The organism is Pseudomonas sp. HP_01, from assembly GCF_055284355.1.
This window is the reverse complement of the sequence record NZ_JBTOPV010000004.1, coordinates 65290-80238: the sequence shown is the minus strand read 5'-3', so window position 1 is coordinate 80238 and position 14949 is coordinate 65290. Positions and strand designations below refer to the sequence as shown.

At 60.9% G+C, this 14949-nt stretch carries 15 protein-coding genes; 10 read left to right on the top strand and 5 right to left on the bottom strand.

Going from position 1 to position 14949, the window contains the following annotated elements; translation table 11 throughout:
- The first annotated feature begins 30 nt into the window (after nucleotides 1-30).
- A complete protein-coding gene (gene olsB, locus ACYAR8_RS04545; RefSeq protein ID WP_463579191.1) occupies nucleotides 31-786 on the top strand; it encodes an L-ornithine N(alpha)-acyltransferase in 756 nt (251 codons plus the stop codon).
- On the top strand, nucleotides 786-1574 hold the full coding sequence (locus ACYAR8_RS04540) for a lysophospholipid acyltransferase family protein (protein ID WP_463579190.1): 789 nt from the start codon (nucleotides 786-788) through the stop codon (nucleotides 1572-1574). The genes olsB and ACYAR8_RS04540 overlap by 1 nt, the downstream gene beginning before the upstream one ends.
- Here ACYAR8_RS04540 and ACYAR8_RS04535 read toward each other — a convergent pair.
- The gene (locus ACYAR8_RS04535) at nucleotides 1535-2131 is read right to left on the bottom strand and encodes an ACP phosphodiesterase (protein ID WP_108120749.1); all 597 of its coding nucleotides are present in this window, start codon (nucleotides 2129-2131) and stop codon (nucleotides 1535-1537) included. The genes ACYAR8_RS04540 and ACYAR8_RS04535 overlap by 40 nt on opposite strands.
- A 278-nt stretch (nucleotides 2132-2409) precedes the next feature.
- Here ACYAR8_RS04535 and ACYAR8_RS04530 point away from each other — a divergent pair, with 278 nt between their 5' ends.
- Genes ACYAR8_RS04530 through ACYAR8_RS04520 form a run of 3 tightly spaced genes read left to right on the top strand, consistent with a single transcriptional unit; the run spans nucleotide 2410 to nucleotide 5029 of the window.
- Nucleotides 2410-2718 carry an ArsR/SmtB family transcription factor gene (locus ACYAR8_RS04530; RefSeq protein ID WP_074884588.1) on the top strand — a complete coding sequence of 103 codons (309 nt, stop codon included), beginning with the start codon at nucleotides 2410-2412 and terminating at the stop codon, nucleotides 2716-2718.
- Between the two features lie 37 nt (nucleotides 2719-2755).
- Nucleotides 2756-3922: an MFS transporter gene (locus tag ACYAR8_RS04525; protein ID WP_074884585.1), complete on the top strand. Its 1167-nt coding sequence runs from the start codon at nucleotides 2756-2758 to the stop codon at nucleotides 3920-3922.
- A gap of 57 nt (nucleotides 3923-3979) precedes the next feature.
- On the top strand, nucleotides 3980-5029 hold the full coding sequence (locus ACYAR8_RS04520; protein WP_074884582.1) for an alkene reductase: 1050 nt from the start codon (nucleotides 3980-3982) through the stop codon (nucleotides 5027-5029).
- A 97-nt stretch (nucleotides 5030-5126) separates the two neighbouring features.
- On the opposite strand, the gene ACYAR8_RS04515 is transcribed toward ACYAR8_RS04520, so the two are convergent.
- From ACYAR8_RS04515 to ACYAR8_RS04500, 4 genes are all read right to left on the bottom strand, one after another.
- Nucleotides 5127-5867: a hypothetical protein gene (locus tag ACYAR8_RS04515; protein WP_463579189.1), complete on the bottom strand. Its 741-nt coding sequence runs from the start codon at nucleotides 5865-5867 to the stop codon at nucleotides 5127-5129.
- 289 nt (nucleotides 5868-6156) lie between these two features.
- Nucleotides 6157-7011, bottom strand: a complete 855-nt coding sequence (locus ACYAR8_RS04510; RefSeq protein WP_463579188.1) for an ATPase — start codon at nucleotides 7009-7011, stop codon at nucleotides 6157-6159.
- Between the two features lie 67 nt (nucleotides 7012-7078).
- The gene (locus ACYAR8_RS04505; protein WP_074884574.1) at nucleotides 7079-8077 is read right to left on the bottom strand and encodes an NAD-dependent epimerase/dehydratase family protein; all 999 of its coding nucleotides are present in this window, start codon (nucleotides 8075-8077) and stop codon (nucleotides 7079-7081) included.
- Nucleotides 8078-8166: 89 nt separating this feature from the next.
- A complete protein-coding gene (locus ACYAR8_RS04500; RefSeq protein ID WP_108120747.1) occupies nucleotides 8167-9066 on the bottom strand; it encodes a LysR family transcriptional regulator ArgP in 900 nt (299 codons plus the stop codon).
- A 109-nt stretch (nucleotides 9067-9175) separates the two neighbouring features.
- Between ACYAR8_RS04500 and ACYAR8_RS04495 the strand changes: the two genes are divergently transcribed.
- From ACYAR8_RS04495 to ACYAR8_RS04475, 5 genes are all read left to right on the top strand, one after another.
- Nucleotides 9176-9574 (top strand): ACT domain-containing protein, encoded by a 399-nt coding sequence (locus tag ACYAR8_RS04495; protein WP_463579187.1) that lies wholly within the window; start codon nucleotides 9176-9178, stop codon nucleotides 9572-9574.
- Nucleotides 9575-9610: 36 nt separating this feature from the next.
- Complete coding sequence (locus ACYAR8_RS04490) at nucleotides 9611-10213, top strand: LysE/ArgO family amino acid transporter (RefSeq protein WP_463579186.1); 603 nt, start codon at nucleotides 9611-9613, stop codon at nucleotides 10211-10213.
- Between the two features lie 202 nt (nucleotides 10214-10415).
- A complete protein-coding gene (locus ACYAR8_RS04485) occupies nucleotides 10416-11012 on the top strand; it encodes a superoxide dismutase (protein ID WP_463579185.1) in 597 nt (198 codons plus the stop codon).
- 310 nt (nucleotides 11013-11322) lie between these two features.
- Nucleotides 11323-13374 (top strand): putative bifunctional diguanylate cyclase/phosphodiesterase, encoded by a 2052-nt coding sequence (locus ACYAR8_RS04480; RefSeq protein ID WP_463579184.1) that lies wholly within the window; start codon nucleotides 11323-11325, stop codon nucleotides 13372-13374.
- A 215-nt stretch (nucleotides 13375-13589) separates the two neighbouring features.
- On the top strand, nucleotides 13590-14945 hold the full coding sequence (locus tag ACYAR8_RS04475; RefSeq protein WP_074884551.1) for an imelysin family protein: 1356 nt from the start codon (nucleotides 13590-13592) through the stop codon (nucleotides 14943-14945).
- Nucleotides 14946-14949: the final 4 nt, after the last annotated feature.

Sequence of the window (14949 nt, the reverse complement as noted above, 5' to 3'; positions counted from 1 at the left end):
TGGACGAAGGCGGGATTACGGAGATGCCGCATGACTCAGATCGCCAGCATTCGAGACACCCGAACCGAACGTCGCCTGCAGGCAGAACGCCTGACCGGTGATAAGGCCCTGCAGGAAGCACAGGCTTTGCGCTTCAATGTGTTCAGTGGCGAATTCAACGCCAGGCTCAAGGGCGCCGAGCTGGGCCTGGACATTGATGATTACGACGTTCACTGCATGCACATCGGCGTGCGCGACCTGAGCAGCGGTCGTCTGGTCGCCACCACCCGCTTGCTGGACCACAAGGCCGCCAGCACCCTGGGCAAATTCTACAGCGAGGAAGAATTCAGCCTGCACGGCCTGCGGCATTTGCAGGGCCCAATCCTGGAGTTGGGTCGGACCTGCGTTGATCCGTCCTACCGCAACGGCGGCACCATCGCCGTGTTGTGGAGCGAACTGGCCGAGATCCTCAACGAAGGCGGCTACAGCTACCTGATGGGCTGCGCGAGCATTCCGATGCAGGACGGCGGCATTCAGGCCCACGCGATCATGCAGCGCTTGCGCGAACGTTATCTGTGTAATGAACACCTGCGCGCCGAACCGAAGAATCCGCTGCCGACACTGGACCTGCCCAACAACGTCATTTGTGAGATGCCGCCACTGCTCAAGGCTTACATGCGCCTTGGCGCGAAGATCTGCGGCGAACCGTGCTGGGACGAAGACTTCCAGGTCGCCGACGTCTTCATCCTGCTCAAGCGCGACGACCTGTGCCCACGCTACGCCCGCCACTTCAAGGCAGCGGTGTGATGAGCACGTGGCGCAGTCATGCGCGCGTGGTGCGGGTGCTGTGGGTCATTGCACTGGGCCTGAGCATCGCCGGTACCTTTGCCCTGATGGAACGCCTGCGCATCGGCAATTCCATGGCCCGTCGCCAGCGCTGGACCGCCTGGTTCATGGCGCGCCTGAGTGCCGCGCTGCCGTTCCGCGTAAAGGTCAGCGGCAAGCTGCCGCGCGAGCCGATGCTGTGGGTAAGCAATCATGTGTCATGGACCGACATTCCGTTGCTGGGGATGCTGGCGCCACTGTCGTTCCTGTCCAAGGCCGAAGTGCGCACCTGGCCCGTGGCGGGCTGGCTGGCCTTGAAAGCCGGAACGTTGTTCATCCGCCGGGGCTCGGGCGACAGCAAGCTGATTCAGAAGCAGATGGGCCAGCACTTGCTCGGCAGGCATTCGCTGGTGATCTTCCCTGAGGGCACCACCACCGACGGCCGCAGCTTGCGTACCTTCCACGGCCGCCTGCTGTCGAGCGCGATTGAAACCGGCGTGCCCGTGCAACCTGTTGCCATTCAGTATGTACGCGACGGCCAACCGGATCAGATTGCGCCGTTCATTGGCGACGACGACCTGCTCTCGCACTTGCGTCGTCTGTTTGCCAATGAGGTCAGCGAGGTGCATATCCAGTTGCTCTCGCCTATCGCTTCTGTGGGGAAAGAGCGCGCCGCGCTGGCCTTCGAAGCCCAGCAGGCGGTGCAGATCGCGCTGTTCGGCGAGGCGGTTCAACCGGTGATGGTACGTTCCGCCGCCAAGGCCGCCTGAGCAAACGCCTGCAGCTCAGGATAAAACGCGCTGAAGTCGTCACTCAGTGGTCGATACAGCGCGTGCAACTCTTGGTTGACCCCGGCCAGCCCTTCCGGACGTGACAGGCGCCGCGAAATGCCGGCCAGTGCATCGCCCACCACCGAAAACTCACGGTACGAACCCAGCCAGTCTTGCGCCGCCATGCGCGGCGCAATCAGCGCCAGACGCTCCGGCAACGCAGGCTCTTCGGCCAGCACGCGGTAAACCTTACGCGTGAAGCCATCCAGGGGCTCATCCGAGTACTCGTGCCAGTCCCTCGCCAGGCAATGGTCGAAAAACACATCCAGCGCAATGCCGGCATAGCGGCGACGGCCATCGGGAAAGCGTCCCAGTGCCTGCTTGATCAGCGGGTGCGAATCGGTGAATGCATCGATACGCCGATGCAGACGAATCGCGCTTTCGATGTCCGCCGGGAAACGTCCGGGCAGCAGCCCTTTGACGAAGTCGCCGTACAGGCTGCCCAGCAATTGCGCCGGGGCCTGCCCGCCGAGGTGCAGGTGTGCGAGGTAATTCATGGTGCTTGCCTATTGCTGCGAGCCTTCTTTGTGCGCCTGACTCCGCCGAATGTGCGGGAACTCATGCGCAATGACGTTCGTACAGTCGCGACATTCCCTGCGCGTGTAAAGCGGGATTGCCGGTGAAGGCCCCACCGAGGTATCAGGCCATGCTCATATCGTTATAACCCGATATAACGATTCGGCCTTTGCTAAGCACCTAATCATATTTGTATATCGCGATTTATAGATATAAGGTTCGCCCCATCGCGATACAGCGCACCTGCACTGAGAACGACATGCCTACCGACATCGATATCGACGAAATCATCAAAGCCCTCGCCCACCCGGTTCGCCGGCAGATTCTGGACTGGCTCAAAGACCCGGTCACGACTTTCCCCGATCAGCGTCACACGATCGATGGTGGTGTGTGTGCCGGCCAGATCGACCAACGCGCCGGCCTGTCGCAGTCGACCGTTTCCGCCCATCTGGCAACGCTGCAACGGGCCGGTCTGATCACCAACCAGAAACACGGCCAGTGGCATTTTTTCAAGCGCAACGAAGACGTCATTCAGGCGTTCGTGCAGCAACTGGCGCAGCGGCTCTAAGCCCTGCACCACACACCCGCCTTTCAGGAGACGCAACGTGCCCCTTTCATTACTCATTCTGGCCCTGAGCGCCTTTGCCATCGGGACGACTGAATTCGTCATCATGGGCCTGCTTCCCGACGTCGCCAGCGACCTGGGCGTCAGCATTCCCGGCGCCGGCTGGCTGGTCACCGGTTACGCCCTGGGCGTCGCGATCGGCGCGCCGTTCATGGCGATGGCCACCGCCAGGCTGCCGCGCAAAGGCGCATTGGTGACGTTGATGGGCATCTTCATCATCGGCAACCTGCTCTGCGCACTGGCGGCGGACTACAACATCCTGATGTTCGCCCGTGTGGTCACCGCGTTGTGCCACGGCGCGTTCTTCGGCATCGGGTCGGTGGTGGCGGCAAATCTGGTCCCGGCCAATCGCCGCGCGTCGGCCGTCGCGCTGATGTTCACCGGCCTGACCCTGGCCAACGTCCTCGGCGTCCCGCTGGGCACCGCACTGGGACAACAAGCTGGCTGGCGCTCGACCTTCTACGCGGTGACGGTGATTGGCGTCATCGCCTTCATCGGCCTGATTCGCTTCCTGCCGAGCAAGCGGGATGAAGAGAAACTCGACATGCGCGCCGAACTGGCTGCACTCAAAGGCGCAGGCATCTGGCTGTCCCTGAGCATGACCGCGCTGTTCGCGGCCTCCGTGTTCGCGCTGTTCACCTACGTCGCGCCGCTGCTGGGCGAAGTCACCGGCGTCTCGCCTTTGGGCGTGACCTGGACGCTGATGCTCATTGGCCTTGGTCTGACGCTGGGCAACATCATCGGCGGCAAGCTCGCCGACCGCCGACTGGCCGCCACGCTGATCGGCGTGTTCATCGCCATGGCGGTGATCTCCACGGTGCTGAGCTGGACCAGCACGGCGCTGATTCCGGCCGAGATCACCCTGTTCCTCTGGGCCACCGCTGCATTTGCCGCCGTGCCTGCCCTGCAGATCAACGTGGTGACCTTCGGCAAGGCCGCGCCCAATCTGGTGTCCACCCTGAACATCGGCGCCTTCAACGTCGGCAACGCGCTGGGCGCCTGGGTCGGTGGCAGCGTCATCGCCCATGGTTTTGGCCTGACCACCGTGCCGCTGGCGGCCGGCGCACTCGCGGTGCTGGCCCTGCTGGTCACGCTGATTAACTTCAGGCAGCCCAACGATGCCGAACTGGCCGCCGTGACGAACTGATTCCCCGAATTTGAAACTGCGGATCCACCTTTTACCGATTGCACTAAGGATTTCACGATGACCACGATTTTTGACCCGATCAAGATGGGTGACCTGGAACTGGCCAACCGCATCATCATGGCGCCGCTGACCCGCTGCCGCGCCGACGAAGGCCGCGTACCCAACGCGATGATGGCCGAGTACTACGTACAGCGCGCCTCGGCCGGCCTGATCATCAGCGAAGCCACTTCGGTCATGCCGATGGGCGTTGGCTACCCCGACACCCCGGGCATCTGGTCCAACGATCAAGTGCGTGGCTGGGCCAACATCACCAAAGCCGTGCACGCGGCCGGCGGCAAGATTGTGCTGCAACTGTGGCACGTAGGGCGCGTTTCCCATCCGACCTACCTGAACGGCGAAACCCCGGTTGCGCCGAGCGCCATCCAGCCGAAAGGCCACGTGAGCCTGGTGCGTCCGCTGTCTGACTACGTCACCCCGCGCGCGCTGGAACTGGCAGAAATCGAAGAAATCGTCGACGCCTACCGCGTCGGTGCCGAGAACGCCAAGGCCGCCGGCTTTGACGGCGTCGAGATCCACGGCGCCAACGGTTACCTGCTCGACCAGTTCCTGCAAACCAGCACCAACACCCGCACCGATGCTTACGGCGGCTCGCTGGAAAACCGCGCGCGTCTGCTGCTGGAAGTGACCGACGCCGCCGTTGAAGTCTGGGGCGCTGGCCGCGTCGGCGTGCACCTGGCACCCCGCGCTGATGCCCACGACATGGGCGATGCCAACTTGGCCGAGACCTTCACCTACGTCGCTCGCGAACTCGGCAAACGCGGCATCGCCTTCATCTGCGCCCGCGAACGTGAACTCGACGACAGCCTCGGCCCACGCCTGAAAGAAGCGTTCGGCGGCGTGTTCATCGCCAACGAGAAATTCACCAAGGACAGCGCCAACGAGTGGCTGGCAAGCGGTAAGGCGGATGCAGTGGCGTTCGGCGTGCCCTTCATCGCCAACCCCGACCTGCCGGCACGTCTGGCCAAGGATGCACCGCTCAACGAACCTCATCCCGAAACCTTCTACGCCAAAGGCGCTGAGGGTTATCTGGATTACCCGACGCTGTAAGTCGCACCGCTCTTGAGTAATACAAGCAGAATAAAAAAGCCTCGACTCGAAAGAGCCGGGGCTTTTTTACAACTAACGTTTCAACTTACAGCTCCGGTTATTCAGTAGCCAACACATTGCCTTCCGAATCCGTAACAGTGCCATCCGGGAACCGCCAGGTACCGTCCGGATAACTAACGGCGCCATCAGGGTGCATGTAACTGCCATCGGTATATTGATAGGTGCCGTCCGGAAACTTGATCGTCCCGTCTGCGTAAACAATGGTGCCATCCAGATACTGGACGTTGCCATCGGCATCCGTAACGTACTCGCCCCCGGCATCGGCTACGCGGCCGTCCGGCAATTGCTTGTCTCCGCTCGACAGCAGATACGTGCCCAACGGATACAGCAAAGAGACGACACCGGTAATCGTATCAACCACCGACAGCACTTCAGCCAGACGAGGTGGGATCAGCGGCCTGGGTGGCAGCACCAGCGACGCGGGTGGCTTGACCGGTCCCTTGATGACTGGCTTGGGAGGACGCGGTTTAGCAGCCGACTGCCGTGGTTTCACCGGTTTTACAGCAGGAGGTCGGATGACCGGCGGTTTAATCGGGGGCGGGGTCGTCACAGGTGGTTTGATACCCGGTGGGGTCGTCACGGGTGGCTTGATAACCGGAGGCTTTGTACCGCCTGGCTTTGTAACGGGAGGCTTGACGACCGTCTGCTTCGTCACGGGAGGTTTGATGCCGGGTTTGATTTTCGGCGGCTTTGCAGCATTTCGGGTAAGGCCTGCACCGCTGACGATGCTTTTACCGATCGAGGGGTTTTGGCCGTTCTTACTATTGAATCCATTCATTTCAGTCATCCTTGACTGTGGTAACGAAACACCCCGTTTGAGTTGTATCGTTTGTTCTTCAAAAGAGCTTCGTCATTGATGCTCTTCACTGAGTGCGCGATAAAGAATAGCGCTGTTGCGAGTCACTGGTTAGAACCATAATTCAAAGCAAAATAAACGCAATTCAAAACCCGACAAAATATCAAAATCGGAAATAGCCTACGGAGCAGAGTTAAACATTCACTCCTCAACTTGTCTCCGCGTCACTTCCCCGATGACGTCACAAACAGCGACGTCATCGGGGAGAGCGTCAAGGTCGAGCATTCATCTGCTGCGACAACGTCTGAATCTGACTCTGCAACGTATTGATCGTCCGCGTCATCTGCCCACGAAACGCATCGAACTCGGCCAGACTCGCCCCCGACGAAGCAGCCGCCGCCGGACGATTTTCCAACTCGCTCTTCACCACCACCATATCCTGCTCAAGCTGCTCGATCGCCTGACTGCCGTTCGCCTTTTTCAGACTTGCCAAATCCGCAGTCAAACCCTTCAACTGCGTCTCCAGCCGCTCCTGCTCAGCCTGAATCGACTTCCCATCCGGGACCGCCGCCTTCAACGCCGCCAGCTCAGTCGCCACCGCCTTCAACTGATCCTGCAACTGCTGATTGACCGCCTGCTGCTGCGCACTCTGTGTGCTGATCTGCTCCAGCCGCTTGTCCAGCCCGCCCTGCAAACCGGCCACACCTTCCTGCTGTTTGTTCTGATCCGCCAACTGATCCTGCAACTGCTTGATCTGCGCCTTCAACGCCTCGCTGCTGCTGGCCATTGACTCGGTCGCCACCACCTTGCCGGAAATATCCTGCAAGCGCCCTGCCGCCTCCTCACTGATCCGCGCGAAGCTTTCCTGCGTTGCCACCAACTGCTGCTCCATCAACGAAACCTGCTGAAAACTCCACCAGCCCAGGCCACAAAAAGCGATAAACAGCACACAGATCAACGCCCACAAGGCACCGGTACCGGGCGCCTTCACCTTCACCACTGGCGTGTCGCGCGAATACACCGTCGTGCGCTCGCGAGCGCCGGGCGGCGGCAGAAAATCATCGTCATCGTCTTTGGCGCTGAGGCTCGGGACGTCATCGACGTCGTCATAGGGATCTTTGCGCATGGATTTACCTTTGAAAAAACCGCTGTATCTGAATGGCTCGCAGTATAACCACGGATGTTGACGCCTTTTACAACGCGCCGCCGTGCTGGGCTTTCCACCAGCCGCAGAACTCGTCGAGGGCGGTCCACACGCTGACGTCGGGCTGGTAATCCAGATAATGCCTCGCGCGACTGATATCAAGCGTGAAATCACGGCTCATCACCTGCATCCCGATGCGCGACAGCGTCGGTTCAGGTTGTCCCGGCCAGATCAGGCACGCCGCCTCGTTCAAGGCTGCGGCGGTGTACCCCAGGCCGTACGACCGATAACGCCTTACCGGCGGCAATTCCATCTGGCGCATGACGTAATTGACCACGTCCCAGAGCGGGACCGGCGCGCCATTACTGATGTTGTAAACCTTACCCAATGCTGACCCTGCGGCGAGAAGACTGCTGAGCAGTGCCTCATTGAGGTTTTGAATGCTGGTGAAATCGACCTTGTTCAGGCCGTTGCCGATGATCGACAGGCGCTTCTTCTGCTGCATCTGCAGCAGGCGCGGGAAAATGCTCGTGTCACCCGCGCCTGTCACAAAACGCGGGCGCAGGGCGATGACTTCCAGACCGAACTCTTCGGCACCAAACACCTTTTGCTCGGCCAGGTATTTGGTCGCGGCATAGTGATTGCCGAAGCGCTTGGGCACTTGCTCCTCGCGGATGTCGAGGTGCGAGCGGCCATCGAAATAGATGGACGGCGAGGACAGGTGCACCAGCCGCCGGACTCTTTGTTTCAGGCAGGCTTCAACGACGTTTTCGGTGACCTGAACGTTGCCCTGATGGAAGTCCTGGCGTCGCCCCCACGTCCCCACTGCCCCCGCGCAATGGACCACGGCCTCAATGTCGTCACACAGCGCATGCACAAGCTCCGGATCGCACAGATCGCCCTGAATGAACTCGGCGCCGCGCCGGACCAGATGCTCGACACCCTCAGCGCGGCGGCCGTTGACCCGGACGCTCAGGCCTTGCTCCAGCGCGAAACGCGCGAAGCGTCCGCCGATGAAGCCGCCTGCGCCGGTGACCAGAATTTTCATTGCGTGCTCCGTTTCATCTTCTTTTTACCTGTGATCGCCGCGACTGTGCTGCGACCGATCCTACAATCTGCTGCGTCGACTACTGACGTTCACTCAGGCTGCAACGGCACCAGCCACTGCCCCGCTTTTTTCGCCAGATGGTCCGTCAGCTCTGTCAGCAACCGACCTCCATTGCGCCAATGATGCCAGTACAACGGCACATCAATGCACTGATCGGCCAGCAACTCGACCAACTGACCGCTCGCCAATTGCCCACGAACCTGCAACTCAGGCACCAGTCCCCAGCCCATTCCGGCTTCGACCATGCGCGTGAAGCCTTCGGACGACGGACATAAATGATGCTCGAATCCGCCCTCGACTCCCAGCGAAGCGAGATAGCGGTGCTGCAGGAAATCATCCGGGCCAAACACCAGCGCAGGCGATCGGGCCACCGCCTGGGGCGTCACGCCCTGCGGGAAATGCCGATCGATAAAGTCAGGGCTGGCCAGCGCCCGGTAGCGCATGGCGCCAAGCAATAAACTCCGCGCCCCTGCCACCGGCCGTTCACTGCCGCACAGGCACGCGGCCACTTCACCGGCGCGCATGCGCTTGAGGCCAACATCCTGGTCCTCGACCACCAGATCAGTGAGCAATCGATGCTCGGCACAGAAGTCCCCCACTGCGAGGGCCCACCAAGTCGCCAGGCTGTCGGCGTTCAGCGCGATGCGCAAACGTTCGGGCATGCCGCCTTCGTCCAGCGCCGGTACCACGCTTTGCAGATCCCGCTCCAGCAAACGCACCTGCTGCACATGGTTGAGCAAGCGCCGGCCGATGTCTGTCGGCGTGGGCGGCGTCGCCCGAACCAGTACTGGCTGGCCGACCCGCGCCTCCAGAAGCTTGATGCGCTGGGATACCGCGGACTGCGAAAGACCAAGTACTTGGGCGGCGCGCTCGAAGCCGGCTTGTTCGATCACCGCCGCCAGCGCGGAAAGCAACTTGTAGTCGAACATCAGTTTCTCTAATGGGTGATGAGCTTTATTGGTTTTTCTTATACCCGCTGTCGGCTGACAATCGCCACCACTGATTCACGGCACACCCTCAATGGACGGCGAACTATCAATGACTGGCGAAACTTCCCTTAGCGCATTGCTGCGCAGCATGAACCCCGAACTGAACGACGGTGACTACGTGTTCTGCAACGTGACGGACAGCCGCCGTATAGAGGGGATTGAAGTCATCGGCAGCTTCCGGGAGCGTGAGGGCCTGACCGTCATCCTCGAACGCAGCCAGGCGCAGCAACTGGGCCTGGACTGCGATTACGTCATGGCCTGGATCACCCTGACCGTTCATTCCTCACTCGCGGCAGTCGGGTTGACCGCAGCGTTCGCCAGCGCACTGGGCCAGGCGGGCATCAGTTGCAACGTGGTCGCGGGCTTTTACCACGACCATCTTTTCGTGGGTAAGGACGACGCGCAGGAGGCCATGACTACCTTGCGCGCACTGGCCGCGAGCGCCTGATCGCTCCCATTTCTGAACTGATCGAGGCTCGACATCATGTGGCAAAGTTACCTCAACGGCCTGCTGGTTTCTCTCGGGCTGATCATGGCCATCGGCACCCAGAACGCCTACGTGCTGGCGCAAAGTCTGCGTCGCGAACACCACCTTTCCGTGGCCCTGCTGTGCATCGTGTGCGATGCCGTACTGGTGGCCGCCGGCGTTTTCGGGCTGGCCAATGTGCTGGCCAACAACCCGACGCTGCTGGCGGTGGCACGCTGGGGCGGCGTGGTGTTTCTGCTGTGGTACGGCGCCATGGCCTTGCGCCGCGCGCTATCGCCGCAGAGCCTCGCAGAGGGCGACACTGACGGCCAGCGCTCACGCCGCGCGGTATTGCTGACCGCCCTGGCGGTGACCTTGCTGAACCCGCACGTTTATCTCGATACGGTCCTGCTGATCGGTTCCCTCGGCGCGCAGCAAGCAGTGCCCGGCGCTTATGTGGCCGGGGCAGCCAGCGCTTCGGTGTTGTGGTTTTCCACGCTGGCGATCGGCGCCGCCTGGCTGGCGCCCTGGCTCGCGCGCCCGGCAACTTGGCGCCTGCTGGACCTGATGGTCGCGGTGATGATGTTCAGCGTGGCGGTGCAATTGATCAGAACGGCGTGAACGTTGGCCTCGCCGACGCACATTTCAGCGCAACGCTCTGGAACCTCTATCCCCTACAGTTGTTGCGTGGTTAAGGTCAGGGGCCGGTGCTATGATCCAGCCCCTGCGCTGCAAAGAGTACAAACTCGCCAGCGTAAGTTCTGTCTGGCCGCCCGTGATCGGCCTTGCGCAAACCGCAACTGACCTGATTAGGAGAATTACCATGGCTTTTGAATTGCCTCCGCTGCCGTACGCACATGATGCTCTGGCACCGCACATCTCCAAGGAAACTCTGGAATACCACCACGACAAGCACCACAACACCTATGTCGTGAACCTGAACAACCTGTTGCCAGGCACCGAGTTCGAAGGCAAGACTCTGGAAGAAATCGTCAAGACCTCTTCGGGCGGTATCTTCAACAACGCCGCTCAAGTCTGGAACCACACGTTCTACTGGAACTGCCTGGCGCCAAACGCCGGCGGCCAACCGACTGGCGCTCTGGCTGACGCGATCAACGCTGCTTTCGGCTCCTTCGACAAGTTCAAGGAAGAATTCAGCAAGACTTCCATCGGCACCTTCGGCTCCGGCTGGGGCTGGCTGGTGAAGAAAGCCGACGGCTCCCTGGCACTGGCCAGCACCATTGGCGCCGGCAACCCGATCACCAGCGGCGACACCCCGCTGCTGACGTGCGACGTCTGGGAACACGCTTACTACATCGACTACCGTAACCTGCGTCCAAAGTACGTCGAGGCGTTCTGGAACCTGGTCAACTGGAAGTTCGTTGCCGAGCAGTTCGAAGGCAAAAGCTTCACCGCCTGATGAATGCTTGAATGCTCGATAAAAAAAAGCCCGGCACGTCCGGGTTTTTTTTCGCCTTCTGTTTGTCGTTTATGTATTGTCTGGAAGCGATAGCGGACTAATATCAAATTCCGTGCTGATTCAAACGACTGGGCTCAAGTTTTCCCCGCGTACGACCGACACAGTGCGGATAGCCAGAGTGGTCTGCCTGTTAACTGTTTTCCCGATTGATGGAATCGCGCGCAAGCGAGAAGCGTCTGATCTGAATGCCTGCATTGCCAGTGCTTGCACGCAGTCAGGCTGCTATCAGCATGGATGAAGGAATGGCCATTTGAAGCTGGAACTCAAACACAGCTTGTCGGTGAAGCTGCTTCGCGTTGTGCTGCTTTCAGCGCTGATCGTGGGAGTCGTGCTCAGTTGTGCACAGATCGTCTACGACGCGTACAAAACCCGCCAGGCCGTTGCCTCGGATGCCGAGCGTATCCTCGACATGTTTCGCGACCCGTCGACGCAGGCCGTTTACAGCCTGGACCGGGAAATGGGCATGCAGGTCATCGAAGGGTTGTTTCAGGATAAAGCCGTGCGTCAGGCGTCCATCGGTCACCCCAACGAGACGGTGCTCGCCGAGAAATCCCGCGAGCTCGATGTCACCCCCACCCGCTGGCTGACCGATCTGATCCTTGGCCAGGAACGCAGCTTTACTACGCAACTGGTCGGCCGCAGCCCGTACAGCGAATACTACGGCGACCTGCGCATCACACTGGACACTGCCACCTACGGCGAAACCCTCCTCACCAACTCGATGATCATCTTCATCTCCGGCGTGTTGCGCGCGCTGGCATTGGGTCTGGTGCTGTACCTGGTTTATCACTGGCTGCTGACCAAACCGCTGTCGAGAATCATCGAGCACCTGACCACCATCAACCCAGACCGCCCCAGCGAACACCAATTGCCTCTGCTCAAAGGCCACGAAAAAAACGAGCTGGGGGTCTGGGTCAACACCGCCAACCAACTGCTGGCCTCCATCGAGCGCAACACCACGCTGCGTCACGAGGCTGAATCGAGCCTGTTGCGGATGGCCCAATACGACTTCCTCACCGGGCTGCCCAACCGGCTGCAACTGCAGAAGCAACTGGACAAAATCCTCGTCGATTCCGGAAAAGCGCAGCACCGCGTCGCAGTGTTGTGCGTCGGTCTGGATGACTTCAAAGGCATCAACGAACAATTCAGTTATCAGGCTGGCGATCAGTTGCTGCTGGCCCTCGCCGATCGATTGCGCAGCCACAGCGGCCGCCTCGGCGCCCTCGCCCGTCTGGGCGGCGACCAGTTCGCGCTGGTTCAGGCCGATATCGAACAGCCTTATGAAGCCGCCGAGCTGGCGCAGAACATTCTCGACGACCTGGAAGCGCCCTTCGCCGTCGATCAGCAGGAGATTCGCCTGCGCGCCACCATCGGCATCACGCTGTTCCCCGAAGATGGCGACAGCACCGAGAAGCTGCTGCAGAAAGCCGAACAGACCATGACGCTGGCCAAGACCCGCTCGCGCAATCGCTACCAGTTTTATATCGCCAGCGTCGACAGCGAAATGCGCCGTCGTCGCGAGCTGGAGAAGGACCTGCGCGAAGCCATGGCCCGCGAGCAGTTTCATCTGGTCTATCAGCCGCAGATCAGTTATCGGGATCACAGTGTGGTCGGCGTCGAAGCACTGATCCGCTGGATTCATCCGGAACATGGCTTCGTGCCGCCTGACCTGTTCATCCCGCTGGCCGAGCAGAACGGCACCATTATCGCCATCGGCGAGTGGGTGCTGGATCAGGCCTGCAAACAGCTGCGCGAATGGCACGATCAGGGCTTCAGCGACCTGCGCATGGCGGTGAACTTGTCCACTGTGCAGTTGCACCACGCCGAACTGCCGCGGGTGGTGAACAACCTGCTGCAGATCTACCGCCTGCCGCCCCGAAGCCTGGAGCTGGAAGTCACGGAAACCGGCTTGATGGAAGACATCACCACCGCCGCGCAGCACTTGCTGAGCCTGCGCCGCTCCGGGGCGCTGATTGCCATCGATGACTTCGGCACCGGTTATTCATCGCTGAGCTATCTGAAAAGCCTGCCGCTGGACAAGATCAAGATCGACAAGAGCTTCGTGCAGGATTTGCTCGACGACGATGACGACGCGACGATCGTGCGCGCCATCATCCAGCTCGGCAAAAGCCTGGGCATGCAGGTGATTGCGGAAGGTGTAGAGACCGCCGAGCAAGAGGCGTACATCATTTCCGAGGGTTGCCACGAGGGTCAGGGCTATTTCTACAGCAAGCCGCTGCCGGCGCGGGAGCTGCTGGTGTACCTGAAGCAGGCACGGCGCACTCACAGCGAGGCGCTCTAGAACAGCTGCCTTTCAACGCGAAGGCAGCCGCTGCGCAGATTCCCCTCGCCATTCCGACGCCGCCACTTAACCCTCTCCTTGAAACAGCTTGAAATATCTCCTCCCGACTGCCTGGGCAAATGGCCTTTACACAGAATGCAAATCTTTCGCATTATGTCGCAGCATTTTTTGGCGTTCGCCACCGTTCACACCTCTTCTCGATGCAGGATTCCGTCATGATTCGTATGCCCCTGGCAACCGCAAGTCTGCTGGCTGTCGCTATTGCTCTGGCCGGTTGTGATCAAGGCAAGGACAAACCCGCCGCTGCAGCGCCTGCCCCGGCTCCTGCCGCAGCGGCCGCCCCGGCCACAGCGCCAACACCAGCCGCTGCGCCTGCCCAGTCCAGCGAAGCCGCCACCAAAGCAGTGGTCGCCAATTACGCCAACATGGTATTTGCCGTCTTCAGCGACGCCGAATCCACTGCCAAAAACCTCAGCACGGCAGTCGACGCTTTCCTCGCCGCCCCCAATGACCAGACCCTGAAAGCAGCGCGTGCAGCATGGGTCGCGGCGCGCGTGCCGTACATGCAGACGGAAGTGTTCCGCTTCGGCAATACCATCATCGACGACTGGGAAGGTCAGGTGAACGCATGGCCGCTGGACGAAGGCCTGATCGACTACGTCGCCAAGGATTACCAGCACGCACTGGGCAATCCGGGCGCCACCGCCAACATCATCGCCAACAAGTCGGTGCAAGTGGGCGAGGACAAAGTTGACGTCAGCGACATCACCCCTGAAAAACTCGCCAGCCTGAACGAGCTGGGCGGTTCGGAAGCCAACGTAGCGACCGGTTACCACGCCATCGAATTCCTGCTCTGGGGCCAGGACTTGCACGGCACCGGCCCGGGCGCCGGCGAGCGTCCGGCCAGCGACTACATCGAAGGTCAGGGCGGCACCGGCGGCCACAACGACCGCCGGCGCGCCTACCTGAAAGCAGCCACCGATCTGCTGGTGAGCGACCTCGAAGAGATGGTCAACAACTGGAAGCCGGGCGTCGCTGACAACTACCGCGCCACGCTGGAAGCAGAATCCGCCGAAAGCGGGCTGCGCAAAATGCTGTTCGGCATGGGCAGCCTGTCGCTGGGTGAACTGGCAGGCGAGCGCATGAAAGTCGCGCTGGAAGCCAATTCCAGCGAAGACGAGCACGATTGCTTCAGCGACAACACCCACAACTCGCACTTCTATAACGGCCTGGGCATCCGCAACGTTTACCTGGGCGAATACACCCGCGTCGACGGCAGCAAAGTGACCGGCCCAAGCCTGTCTTCGCTGGTGGCCAAGGCCGACGCCGCGACCGACCAGACCGTGCGTGCCGACCTCGACGCCACCCAGGCAAAGCTGCAGGTCATCGTCGACCATGCCAACAAGGGCGAGCATTTCGACCAACTCATCGCGGCGGGCAATACAGCGGGCAACCAGGTCGTGCGCGACGCCATCGCCGCGCTGGTCAAACAGACCGGCGCGATCGAGCAAGCGGCCGGTAAGCTGGGCATCACTGACCTGAATCCGGACAATGCCGACCACGAGTTCTGATCCG